General features: G+C 36.7%; 11 protein-coding genes. 6 read left to right on the top strand and 5 right to left on the bottom strand.

The genetic code is table 11. The features are described from left to right. Positions 1-71 precede the first annotated feature (71 nt). On the top strand, positions 72-1,406 hold the full coding sequence (locus FXX65_RS02565; protein ID WP_147614959.1) for a THUMP domain-containing class I SAM-dependent RNA methyltransferase: 1,335 nt from the start codon (positions 72-74) through the stop codon (positions 1,404-1,406). Then, entirely contained in the window at positions 1,406-2,002 is a 597-nt protein-coding gene (locus FXX65_RS02560; RefSeq protein WP_147613296.1) for a TetR/AcrR family transcriptional regulator, read from the top strand. Before FXX65_RS02565 ends, FXX65_RS02560 begins: the two co-directional genes overlap by 1 nt. Before the next feature lie 33 nt (positions 2,003-2,035). Here FXX65_RS02560 and FXX65_RS02555 read toward each other — a convergent pair whose 3' ends face one another. Next, the gene (locus FXX65_RS02555) at positions 2,036-2,911 is read right to left on the bottom strand and encodes a hypothetical protein (RefSeq protein ID WP_147614958.1); all 876 of its coding nucleotides are present in this window, start codon (positions 2,909-2,911) and stop codon (positions 2,036-2,038) included. A gap of 542 nt (positions 2,912-3,453) precedes the next feature. On the opposite strand from FXX65_RS02555, the gene FXX65_RS02550 reads away from it, so the two are divergent. Together FXX65_RS02550 and FXX65_RS02545 are read left to right on the top strand one after the other, a co-directional pair. Beyond that, complete coding sequence (locus FXX65_RS02550; RefSeq protein WP_147614957.1) at positions 3,454-5,028, top strand: Na+/H+ antiporter NhaC family protein; 1,575 nt, start codon at positions 3,454-3,456, stop codon at positions 5,026-5,028. 219 nt (positions 5,029-5,247) lie between these two features. Further along, positions 5,248-5,733 (top strand): YkgJ family cysteine cluster protein, encoded by a 486-nt coding sequence (locus tag FXX65_RS02545; RefSeq protein ID WP_147613288.1) that lies wholly within the window; start codon positions 5,248-5,250, stop codon positions 5,731-5,733. A gap of 108 nt (positions 5,734-5,841) precedes the next feature. Here the strand turns inward: FXX65_RS02545 and FXX65_RS02540 are convergent, their stop codons facing one another. From FXX65_RS02540 to FXX65_RS02530, 3 genes are all read right to left on the bottom strand, one after another. Beyond that, a complete protein-coding gene (locus tag FXX65_RS02540) occupies positions 5,842-6,099 on the bottom strand; it encodes a SemiSWEET family transporter (RefSeq protein WP_147613287.1) in 258 nt (85 codons plus the stop codon). A gap of 166 nt (positions 6,100-6,265) precedes the next feature. Then, positions 6,266-6,832, bottom strand: a complete 567-nt coding sequence (locus tag FXX65_RS02535; protein WP_147614956.1) for an ANTAR domain-containing response regulator — start codon at positions 6,830-6,832, stop codon at positions 6,266-6,268. A 25-nt stretch (positions 6,833-6,857) separates the two neighbouring features. Beyond that, entirely contained in the window at positions 6,858-8,048 is a 1,191-nt protein-coding gene (locus FXX65_RS02530) for a glutamine synthetase family protein (RefSeq protein WP_147614955.1), read from the bottom strand. Between the two features lie 220 nt (positions 8,049-8,268). Between FXX65_RS02530 and FXX65_RS02525 the strand changes: the two genes are divergently transcribed. Both FXX65_RS02525 and FXX65_RS02520 read left to right on the top strand, forming a co-directional pair. Beyond that, the gene (locus FXX65_RS02525; protein WP_147614954.1) at positions 8,269-9,288 is read left to right on the top strand and encodes a Wzz/FepE/Etk N-terminal domain-containing protein; all 1,020 of its coding nucleotides are present in this window, start codon (positions 8,269-8,271) and stop codon (positions 9,286-9,288) included. A 1-nt stretch (position 9,289) separates the two neighbouring features. Continuing rightward, positions 9,290-10,888 (top strand): SLBB domain-containing protein, encoded by a 1,599-nt coding sequence (locus FXX65_RS02520; RefSeq protein ID WP_147614953.1) that lies wholly within the window; start codon positions 9,290-9,292, stop codon positions 10,886-10,888. Positions 10,889-11,001: 113 nt separating this feature from the next. Here FXX65_RS02520 and FXX65_RS02515 read toward each other — a convergent pair whose 3' ends face one another. Further along, positions 11,002-12,276 carry an O-acetylhomoserine aminocarboxypropyltransferase/cysteine synthase family protein gene (locus FXX65_RS02515; protein ID WP_147614952.1) on the bottom strand — a complete coding sequence of 425 codons (1,275 nt, stop codon included), beginning with the start codon at positions 12,274-12,276 and terminating at the stop codon, positions 11,002-11,004. Positions 12,277-12,290: the final 14 nt, after the last annotated feature.

Genomic DNA, 12,290 nt, shown 5'->3' with positions numbered 1-12,290 from the left:
TTTATAAAATTTTGCTCGTGTGCTGTTCTAAAATGACATTTTACGATAAAGTGTCAAAATAGGAATTTTAAATGAACACACTTGTTGCACTTTGCGCTGTTGGCGCTGAAAAAATACTTGGAAATGAGATAAAACTTCTCGGTTATAAACTTTTGTCAAACGCACCTGGTCGAGTTTTATTTGAGGGCGATGATGACTCACTTTTTAGGGCAAACCTTTGCCTGCGCACTGCGGACAGGGTTTATCTTTTGCTTAAGCGTTATCGCGCAGAGGATTTTGACCAACTTTTTGATGGCGTATATTCGATTGCATGGCAGGATTTTTTTAAGAAAGATTCCAAAGTTACGGTGGATAAAGTTAGAACTTATAAATCCAAATTGAATTCGGAACATTCGATTCAAGGGATGGTTCAAAAAGCGATTTACAAAAAACTGTGCGACCGCTGGAATATGTCTTCTATGCCAGAAACTGGGAACGAGAGCGATGTGCGTATTTACCTCGACAACGACGAAGCTTTAATTTTATTGGACTTGAGCGGAAATCCACTGCATAAAAGAGGCTACAGAACTGATGGTGGTGTTGCACCTTTAAGAGAAACAACTGCTGCAATAATGCTACAGATGATGATGTGGAAAAGAAAGATCCCTTTGCATGATCCATTTTGCGGTTCGGGCACGATTCCGATTGAAGCGGCTTTGTACGCGTTTAACATTGCACCAGGTTTTGGAAGAAGATTTGCGTTGGAAAATCTTGGAATTTTTAATCAGCAGCGTGCGATAGAAATAAAAAAATTGGAAGCACAGAAAATCCGCACGGATGTGGAAGTTCGCATAACAGGCACGGACATTGACCGGGGGGCTGTTGAAAGGGCTCGGTTGAATGCAGAACATGCCTGTGTTACTGCTGGCAGGGCGTTAAAGTCGATTGGAATTGATGCGCATGTTTGGCGGCCGGATTTTCAGGTTAGCGATTTTAAAGACCTTGCCGCCCCTTACGAAAACGGGATGTTAATCTGCAATCCGCCTTATGGCGAGCGTCTTGGGGATGAAGAAGAAGCGAGCGCACTTTACGCAGGAATGAAAAGCCTGTTTGACGATTTTAAAGGCTGGCAGATTGGAATTATAACCGCACATAAGGAATTTCAAGAAAGCATAAATCGATACGCTACGACTCTAAAGAGTTTGAAGTCTGGAAATTTAGATACAACTTTTTACATATATGACGGCTCGGAAAAAGAGAAAAAACACAATTCTCCAAAACGAAAAGGAAACGATTTTTTTAACGAGAGAGAGAGTCATAGAAAAAGCGCTTCAAAAACACCAAACGACTTTGGCAAAGCGAGGGAGAGCGTTCGTAAAGATTCTTACAAAAATCGAGAGAAGAATGATGAAAGGGAGTTTTTTTGATGGCTATTGTTGTTGAGCACGAAAAACGCAAGAGAGAAATTTTGGAAAAAGCGATGGAACTTTTTTGCCGCGACGGCTACGAAGATGTAACTTTTCAAAAAATTGCGGATGCTTGCGGAATTACTCGTACGACCTTATACATATATTTTAAAAACAAACACGAGATTTTCAATTTCAGCATAAAGCAACTTTCTTCAAATTTGGAAGTAAAGTTTTTGTCGCTTGTAAAAGATCATTCTATAAAGGCGGAAGACTGTTTGCGCAAAATCGTTACGAGTGCTGTGGATTTGTGCTATGAAAATCGTTCGCTTTTTGAGGTTTTAATTCCTTACCTTACGGGGCTTTACAAAACTGGCGTTGATGTTTACGAGCGTGTTAGGCGAAGAACAATAAAGATAAATCACCTTTTGAGCATGGTTTTAATTAGAGGGCAAAAGAATGGTGAGTTTAAAGGATTTAGCGTAAAAGCGGCAAACGATTTGTTGTTTGGACTTATCGTTGAATCGGTTTTTAAAATGGCAGTTCTGCACAACAACGAAGTTGACAACGTAAAAGCGAGTTTAAATCTTGCGATTGACGGTTTTGTAAATAAGTGATTTTTAATCAATCCTGCAAAATCGATAATTTTGCTAAAAATTTAAACTCCTAGAACTAAAGTCAAACTCGTTTTCGGGATGCGATGAGGAAGGAATTATAACGGCAGAATTTGGATCAACTGCTTGCACATCGCCATTTTTGTCTGTGTAGTTTATTGTAGTTGTGACCGTTGCTTTGTTTGTCCAATAGTAATATTTGTAAGGATGACTTCCTGTTGAAACAACTCTAGGTGAAATAGCACAAACTCCTGTAAATTTGATTTTGCAATCTAAAAATTCTTGAGAAAGCTCTTTTTGTAAATCTATAACTGCTGCGGTATTTGTTGCAGCTTGTGCTGCTGTTGCAAGATTAAAAGGTCTTTCGTTAGTTCCGTTGGAAACTAAGACAGAAAGAAGTGAAAAATTTGCAGGCAGAGTTACTGCCGACGAAAGTTTTATAGTATAAGTGCCTGTTGCTTCGTTTATTGTGCAGTCTGCTGTAATTGAGGAAGGAAGATTTGCTTCTGAAGTAGAAAGTCCCTCTAAAACTTTGTTGTTTGGTAAAGTGTACTTGTATACAGAGCCGTTGTAATAGCGGATTAAATATTTATAAAAAACTCCTGTTGCTGTGTGGGAATCTACAAACTGGTAGGTGGATGCTAAATTTTCTAAATCGTTGGGGATAACTTGCCCTATATTTGTTTTTGTTGGGTTTTCAAAATTTGCAGTGGAAGAAGAAAGGCGGATTATGTTTGCATACTTCATTTTTGCGATTGAAGGAAAAGAAATTGTAAAATCAGAAGTGCTTTCTGCAACCGTAGGTTCTGGCAAATCTTCGCCTTGAGATTCGCTTATTACGCATGAAGAAATAAGTATTGCACTCAACGCAAAAATGCAAAAAAAAGAAATTGAAATCCAAGATTTTTTCATAAAAATTTACCTCCGCATTTTTAAATACAGCAAAGCAGAATATTATCGGCATAAATGATAATAAACTTTATTGAAATATGATGAGCGATTTTTCTTTCTGAAAGTTATTTTTTTTGCAAAACTGTCGAAGTATGTTTGTAACCGCACATCCTGTGCGGCAAGGGTCTACTTGTAGCCCCGCTACCCGCCTGCGAGCTTACAGCGGCAAGGGATAGGTTTCAAGAAAAACGTCCGTGTTTTTCTTGAACTGACAGTTTTTTGCAAAACTGTCGAAGTATGTTTGTAACCGCACATCCTGTGCGGCAAGGGATAGTAGAGGCGGCGAAGCCGTTGGCGGAACGCCAATGGAGCGAATAGCGGAACCCCGAATAGCCCGTTTTTTGCGAAAGCAAAAAGCCGCCCGAAAAAAAATCTGTAAAAATATAAAAATTTTTATAAACACGTGGAAGTAAAAAAAAACAAATTGTATAATGCTTTCATATTTTTTTATGGAGCGTTTGACGTTTGCTTTGCGCGTTGAACCTTTGCATTTGGAGTACAAAATGATTGGAACTTTTTGGTCGTTGGTGCCTGCGATTGTTGCGATTGCTTTGGCGTTGATTTCAAAAGAGGTTTATTCTTCGCTTTTTGTTGGAATTTTGATTGGCGGAGTTTTTTATTCTGGGCTTTCGTTTACAGGATTTTTTAGCCATGTTGTAAACGACGGTTTTATTGCTCAACTTTCTAACAGCTGGAATGTCGGAATTTTAGTTTTCCTTGTTTTGTTGGGAGCGATGGTTTCTTTGATGAATAAAGCTGGCGGTTCTGCTGCTTTTGGAAATTGGGCGCAAAAACACATTAAGACAAAGGTTGGCGCTCAACTTGCAACAATCTGTCTTGGAATTTTAATTTTTATCGATGACTATTTTAACTGTCTTACCGTTGGCTCTGTTATGAAACCTGTTACAGACAAATACGGTGTTTCCAAAGAAAAACTTTCGTATTTGATAGATTCTACTGCGGCACCAATTTGTATAATTGCACCTATTTCTTCTTGGGCGGCCGCGGTTGCTGGCTTTGTTAGCGAAGGCGAAAACGGAATTGCCCTTTTTTGTAAAGCGATTCCATTCAATTTTTATGCGCTCTTTACAATCGTAATGATGTTTACCCTCGTTCTTATGAGATTTGAATATGGGCCTATGACAAAATTTGAAAATCCTTTTGGAGAAAGCCGAAGTTCAGATGAAAAAACAACAGCCGAAAAAGAAGCAGTTGGTAACGGTGGAGTTATAGATTTGATTCTTCCTGTTGCCGTGCTAATCGTAATGTGTGTATTGGGAATGATTTATTCCGGCGGTTTTTTTGCTGCAACTGTTCCCGGTAAAGTTGAAGGCGAGATGGTTGCAAATCCTGCTTATTTAAATTTTATAGAAGCATTTGCTTCTTCTGATGCATCTGTAGGTTTGGTTTTGGGTGCGCTTGCCGCTTTGATTATAACTTTTGTTGTTTATATGTCGCGCGGAGTTTTAAAATTTAAGGAATTTATGTCTTGCATTCCAGACGGTTTTAAATCGATGGTTCCTGCAATATTGATTTTGACTTTGGCTTGGACTTTAAAAGGTATGACAGACAGTCTTGGCGCTGCAAGTTATGTAGCAGGGCTTGTTTCTAGGAGCGCAGGAGCGTTTAAGATGTTCTTGCCAGCTATAGTCTTTATAGTTGCTATTTTCTTGGCGTTTTCTACAGGAACTTCTTGGGGAACTTTTGGAATTTTGATTCCTATTTGTATTGCAGCATTTCCCGATACTTCAGACCCTATAAGAGTAATTTCTATTTCTGCATGTATGGCAGGTGCGGTTTGTGGAGATCACACTTCTCCAATAAGCGACACTACTATAATGGCGAGTGCAGGCGCAGGATGTAATCACGTAAATCACGTAAATACACAGATTTATTACGCAATGACGGTTGCCACAATTTCGTTTGTTTCTTACATAGTTGCAGGCTGTACACATTCTTTGGGACTTTTGGTAAGCGGAATCATATCTTTTTCTGTTGGAATTGTTTCGCTCTTTACGACTTTGATTGTCTTAAAAAAATTGTTAAAAAAGAGGGCAAACTTGGAAAGAAATTTGTAGTTAAAATATAAAAGCAATTTGCCGAAAGAGGCTCCTTTGGAGTTGAACGATTTGAGTTCAATTTTAAAGGGGCTTTTTTTTTATTGTGCGAAAGGGGAGAGGGAGAATGGGGAAAAAAGGGGGATAGAATGGGGAGCAAAAAATTGATTTCTGTGCCTAAAATGACCGATATAAAATCGAGTTGTGTCGGTTTTTGTTATTTATGCTAATATCTTGGTTATGTCAGAACCGTTTTATAAAGATGGACTAAATTTTGGATGCAAGCGCTGTTCTTTTTGCTGTGGGCATTCGCCAGGATTTGTTTATCTTTCAAAAAGAGATTTAACCGTGCTTTGCGATTTTTCTAAGATGAAAGTCGAAGCATTTGTGGCTGTTTATTGCCGATGGGCAACTTACTATTCTGGAAAGCAGGTTTTGGCTTTAAAAGAACAAAAAAATTACGACTGCATAATGTGGAAAAATGGCTGTTCTTGTTATGAAGCGCGCCCTGTGCAGTGTTCAACTTGGCCGTTCTGGTCGTGGATTGTTGAATCAAAATACAGTTGGGAAGACTGCGCAAAAGATTGTCCTGGAATGAATAACGGAAGGCTTTGGTCATTTGAAGAAATCGAAAAAAACAGAAAAGCCTATGAACAGAATACTCCAATTACAAAAGAAGAAGTTTTAATCCTTATCGAAAATGAAAAATCGGTGAAGAACAATTAACGCTAAATCAAACAGATAGTCAAATTATTGAAGAATTTAAGCGGTCAAAAATGTGCTTAACAGGTTTAACAATGCTAAATCCTTCGAGATTCGACCTTGTGCTGTGTTTTATAAAGCGGTAATTGCTGCTATCAAGCCGAAAATAACGCCTGGAGCATTTGCTGCCGCAAGTGGATAATCTTTTTTGTCTTTTAGAAGCGCATATAAAACCCATATCGTGCAGTTTATTGCCGCTGCTAAAGGCTGAAGAAAAATAGTTTTATTTCCATTCAAATTATTCATAATCTGCGGAATATAAGATATGTACATGGTAACCGATAGCGCAGTTCCTATCCAGCCGAGAATTTTTAATTTATTTTCGCTCATTATAACCCCTTAAAAATCTACGATTTTTAATCAAAATTTACAAATTTATCCCAACTATAATATATTTAATAAGTATTGTTCAACACTAGTTGTTAAATTCAGTCGTAAGATATATGCGGAAAGAGCAACACTGTGTGCCTAAAACATTCTTTTCAAAAGGCAAAATCTAAGTGTAATTTTTTATTATTTCTTCTGCTATTTGAAGTCGTTTTTGGCTTTTGTCCATCGCTTGTTTTTCTATATAGCGATGTGCTTGCTGTTCTGTAAATCCGTCTTTTTGCATTAAAAGCATTTTTGCTCTGTTTACAAGCCTTATCTCTTCCATTTTCTCTTTTAATTTTATCGTCTGGCTCGAAAGCAACTTAACTTTGTATTGAACTGCAACTGCGATTTTTATCATGTTGTAAAAATAAAAGCTGTCGAATGGGCTTTTTATCGTCAAGATGCCGTAAGGTTCGACAGAATAACTTATTTGGTCAAAAATTTGAACTGGAGCGATTAAAAGAATTGAGCTTGTGTGCGAAGAAATGTCGATTGCAAACTCTGTTCCGCTTCCATCTAAAAATTCTACAATTACGATGTTAAAAACTCTTTCGGAACAAAGTCGTCGTGCTTCGTTAAAATCCGTTGTTTGAATAACCTCAAAAGTTGGCTGTACAAGGATTGAATGCATAAGAGTTGAATTTTTTATGTCTTTAGCAACAACAAGAACGCTGTATGTTTCCCAAGTCATTAAAATTCCTTATAAATTAAAACCTTTAAAATTTTATATATCTGCGGATAAATTCACTTTTTTTTGCAATATCTTTTGCCTGGTCAAGCGATTGTGGAATCGTTTTAAATTTTGCAGTCCTTTTTATAAAAGCTTCATCGCTTTCGTTTTTGCTTTGAAAAAGATTTTCTTTTACAGGTTCTGGTAACGGATAGTCGTTTTCTATTCCATCTAGAGCGGCATATATTAAAAGCGTGAATGCCAGATATATATTGCAGGTGCTATCTGGAGAACGCAGTTGAATTCTCTCGTTTTGATTTTTTGACGGTACTCTTATAACGCAAGAACGATTTTGAACGCCCCATGAAATAATTTTTGGCACTTTTGGACTTTTTATCCTCGCATACGAATTGTCGGAACTATTTAAAAAATATGTCAATTCGCTTAAATGCTCTAAAATTCCTGCAAGAATTTGAGGCATTTTTTCGGCTCTGTTGACACTGATGTTTATGTGTAAGCCGTTGCCTGGCTTTTTTGGTAGCGGTTTTGGCGAAAAATCTGCATAAAGCCCATTTGATTCTGCTTTTGTGCGCACAACCCATTTAAAAGTTGAAGCGTTATCTGCTGCGGTTTGTGCATTCGATGAGCGAAAATCAATTTCGTTTTGACCAGGCCCTGCTTCGTGATGACTCAATTCTGGGGTGATTCCCATCTGTTCGAGCGTAAAATTTATCTCGCGCCTTATGTTTTCACCCTTGTCATCTGGTGAAATATCCATATAACCCGCATCATCAAAAGGAACTGATGGATAGTTAGCTTCGTTAAATCTAAATAGATAAAATTCAAATTCTGTTCCAAATTTAAATTCGAGAGAATATTCTTCTTTTGCTTTTTTTACGGCTTGTTTTAAAAGATAGCGGCAATCTTTTTCGTAAGGCTTTCCGTCTGGATATTTTATGTCGCAAAACATTCGCACAACTTTGCCAGAAGTCGGCCTCCACGGAATTAAAGAAAGCGTTGAAGGGTCAGGATGCAAAAAAAGATCAGAAGTTGCAGAATCCTGAAAACCTTCGATTGCGGAAGCGTCAAAAGAAATTCCTTCGCTAAACGCTCTCTCTAATTCTCCTGCCAAAATCGAAACATTTTTTTGTTTGCCAGAAAAATCGATATATGCAAGGCGAATAAATTTTACATCTTCTTCGTTTATATAATCGATTACTTCGGATTTTGAATACATATAAAACCTCTGCCTTTGAATCAAGATTCTTCTATATTATATAATTATATATAAGTTTTATAAAATGATGTACGTGTTGTAAAATTGCGATTTAGAATTAAGATTTTAAAATTATAAAGAAATAGATTTTAATTTTCAATTTTTTGTACTTTGTATAAAAACTTTTATAAAAATGTAATTTGCTGACAAAGGTTCAAAAAAACGGTTATAATTTGCGATTATGAGTGAACAAAAACAAGAATTTGATAAAAATCAAAATGAAGAAATCTCTTTGATAGATTTGCTTTCTGTTCTTTTAAAACGCAAAGTTATGATTATAATCGTTACGCTTTGCTTTATTGCTCTTGCTGTTTTAATCTCTATAATTTCGTTAAAACTTCCACCAGAAAAATCTTTTCTTCCAAATATGTATACTTCATCTGCATATATGCTTATAAATGATAGCAATTCTTCTTCGGGAACTCTTTCTTCCATGCTAAATTCTTCTGGGCTTGGTTCTCTTGCAGGACTTGCTGGAATAAATACAGGATCAAGTTCGTCTTACAGTTCTCTCGCAGGCTATCTTGTAAAATCTAATTCATTTTTGGATTCTGTGGTTAAAGATTTTGACATCCTTTCTGATGAAAGATTTACAAAATCAAAATTTCCAAAATCTGACAGTCGAGAATTTGTAAAGAAGATGCTTTCTGCGGATATGGATAAAGATACTTCTGTTTTTAAAATTTCTTGCAAAAATATCGACCCTGCTTTTGCAATGAAAATTGTTAATTATACAGTTGATTGGCTCAGCAATAAATTTGATGAGTTGGGAGTTGATAAAAATAAGATTCAAAAAGAAAATCTTGAAAAAAACTTGGATTCAAGTTATCAAGAAATTATAAAATTGGAAGACGAAGTTAAAAAGCTTGCAAATTCTACTTCTTACGGCGGATATGGAGTTCCATCTGTCGCTTTGGCAAGTTCAAAAATTCAGCTTGAACTTTCTGCTCAAAGAGAAGTTTACAGACAATTAAAAACGCAATATGAACTTTTAAAAGTCCAGATGCAAAGCGAAACTCCAGTCTTTCAGATTCTTGAACGTCCGGAAGTTCCAGACAAAAAATCTGCACCTTCGAGAGGAAAACTCTGCATAATAATGACTTTTGCCGGATTCTTTATTTCCATTTTTATGGCATTTTTATTGAATGCGATAGATTCTGTGAAAAACGATAAAGAAGCAATGAAAAAACTTAGAGGATAAAATGAAAATCGAAAAATCAAGAATTATCGCTAGCTTGTTGGCTTATGTTTTTATTTTCCAGACGATTGCTTTTCCTGCGAATCGCATTTTGACTTCACAGGAGAATTCTGAATTCAATTTAAGGGGCGATAAAATCCGCGATAATGCAAAGAATTCTAATTCGGATAAAATTAAATCTTCAACTTCGAATGAACGTGCCACTGCTGTATTAACGAAAGATTCAGCTTATATGAATTCTGCACTTGCGATGTCTGCAAAAGATTATCCTGTAACCGCAGGCGATTTTTATAGGCTTGCCTTTGCTGCTGGCACAACGCCAATCGACTATACGATTTCGGTGGATTCAACTTATCAAATAAAAATTGCAAATCTTGCAACGATAAATGCTGCTGGAAAAACTTTTGTGGAATTAAAGCGCCAAGTGGAATCGATTGTAAACCGCAACTATCCTTTAAGCGGAGTTCAGTTTGTTCTTATAACGCCTGCCACCTTTAAAGTAAGCATAAAAGGAGAAGTTATAGAATCGACAGAAAAACAAGCGTGGGCACTGTCGAGACTTTCTTCAATAATAGAAGATGAACTTACCGATTATTCTTCAATTCGTAACATAAAAATAATCGCTAGCGATGGAAAGGAAAAATTTTGCGACCTTTTTAAAGCAAAACGAGAAGGCGATTTTTCGCAAGATCCATATTTAAGACCAGACGACACAATCGTCATAAATAGGATTTCAAAAAAAGTTCAAATTACGGGTTCTGTAGAGCGACCTGGAATATACGAATTAAACGATGATGAAAATTTTCTTGCATTGATAAAAACTTATGCAAACGGCTTTAAAATTGGAGCGAATAAAAATTCAATCGAGATTACAAGAAAGACCGCAGATTCGGTAATTCCAGAAGAAAGAATTTATTTGAGTAAAGATTACGAGCAAAACGATTTTGTTTTGCAGAACTTTGACAAGATTTATGTTCCAGATAGAGATGAGCGCAGAGCAATAGTTTATTTAGAAGGCGCTATATCTCAAAAAAAAGATGAAAAAGAAACAAACAGCGTAATTCCCGACGAAACAGGAATTGTAACCTTAACTTTTGACGAAGGCGAAACTTATTCATCGTTTTTTAGGAAAAATAGAGAAATTTTTTCTAAATCTGCAGATTTTAAAAATTGTTACATAATTCGTGAGGACGAAAAAATAGCAATCGACGCAGAAGATTATATCTATAAGGACAAAGATAAGGACAACATCAAAATAGTTTCTTACGATAAAGTAATTGTTCCATTTAGACAGTATTTTGTAAGCGTTTCTGGAGCAGTGCATTCTCCAGGTCGCTATCCTTATATTCCAGATAGAAATGTCAGTTATTATATTGGGCTTGCAGGTGGTTTTGACACTTATAAAAATTCTTGGGATTCCGTAGTTTTGATGGACATAAAAGGAAATATCTTAAAGGAAACTGATAAAATTGAACCTGAAACGACGATAATTGCAAAATCAAATTCGTTTAAATTTTTGTTCAGCAATTATGCTCCAATTATTACAGTTGTTTTGAGTTCTATAACAACGGTTATTTCTATACTGGCATATACTTCAAAATAAATTGTGGTTTTAAAAATAAAATGTACCGCGAAATTGGACGATTGTGGTTCAACTTTTTGCGGTGCATTTTTTATGGTGATTTATGTAAAAGTTTTAAGAGGTGAAAATCTCTTTTAAATTGAGCTTAGAGCATTTGTAAAATCTTTTATCAAATCGTCTACATTTTCTAATCCAATAGAAAGCCTTATCAAATCCGATTGTACTCCAGCCGCTTTTAATTCGTCTTCCGAAAGTTGCCTGTGGGTTGAACTTGCAGGATGTAAACAACAAGTTCTCGCGTCTGCAACGTGGGTTGCTATCATTCCCAATTTTAGACATGACATGAATTTTTCCGCAGTGGCTCTGCCACCTTTTAGACCAAAACTTATAACTCCACAACTGCCATTTGGAAGATATTTTTTTGCGCGCTCATAATATTTGTTAGAAGCAAGTCCTGTAAAATTTACCCATGCAACTTTTTCATTTTTTTCTAAAAATTCTGCAATCTTTTGTGCGTTTGCACAGTGCCTTTCCATCCTTACTGGAAGCGATTCAATTCCAAGGTTCAACATAAATGCATTCATTGGAGATTGAACCGTTCCCAAATCTCTCATCAACTGCGCAGTGGCCTTTGTTATGAATGCGCCTGCGTTGCCAAACTGTTCTGCATAAGTTATTCCGTGGTAACTTTCGTCTGGAGTGCAAAGCTCCGGAAATTTATCTTTGTGTGCAAGCCAATCAAATTTTCCGCTATCGACTATAACTCCTCCTACAGTTGCATCGTGGCCGTCCAGATATTTTGTAGTGGAATGCGTTACTATATCTGCCCCAAATTCAAAAGGACGACAATTTATGGGAGTCGCAAAAGTATTGTCCACAATTAGTGGGACTCCGTGTGAATGTGCGACTTTTGCAAATTTTTCTATATCTAAGACAATAAGAGAAGGATTTGCCACTGTTTCGCCAAAAACTGCCTTTGTATTTGGTTTAAACGCATTAGAAAGTTCTTCTTCTGTGCAATCTGGATTTACAAAGGTAAAATCTATTCCCATTTTGCGCATTGTAACGTTAAAAAGATTGTAACTTCCACCGTAGATTGCAGACGAGGCAACAACATGATCGCCTTGCGTTGCGATATTGAAAATTGAAAGAAAATTCGCCGCTTGGCCAGAACCTGTCAGCATTGCCGCAGTTCCGCCTTCGAGGGCTGCAATTTTTGCGGCAACCATATCGCAGGTTGGGTTTTGCAAGCGTGAATAAAAATAACCGCTCGCTTTTAAATCAAACAGATTTCCCATTTCTTCGCTGGAGTCGTATTTAAAAGTAGTGCTTTGAATTATTGGCAACATGCGAGGCTCACCGTTTTTTGGCTCATACCCTGAATGGAGGCATTTTGTTTCAATTTCCATTTTGTTTTCCTCTA

It is taken from the genome of Treponema pectinovorum (assembly GCF_900497595.1).
GTDB lineage: Bacteria > Spirochaetota > Spirochaetia > Treponematales > Treponemataceae > Treponema_D > Treponema_D pectinovorum.
Note: the sequence above shows the minus strand (reverse complement) of the source record. Positions and strands in the feature narration are given on the sequence as shown.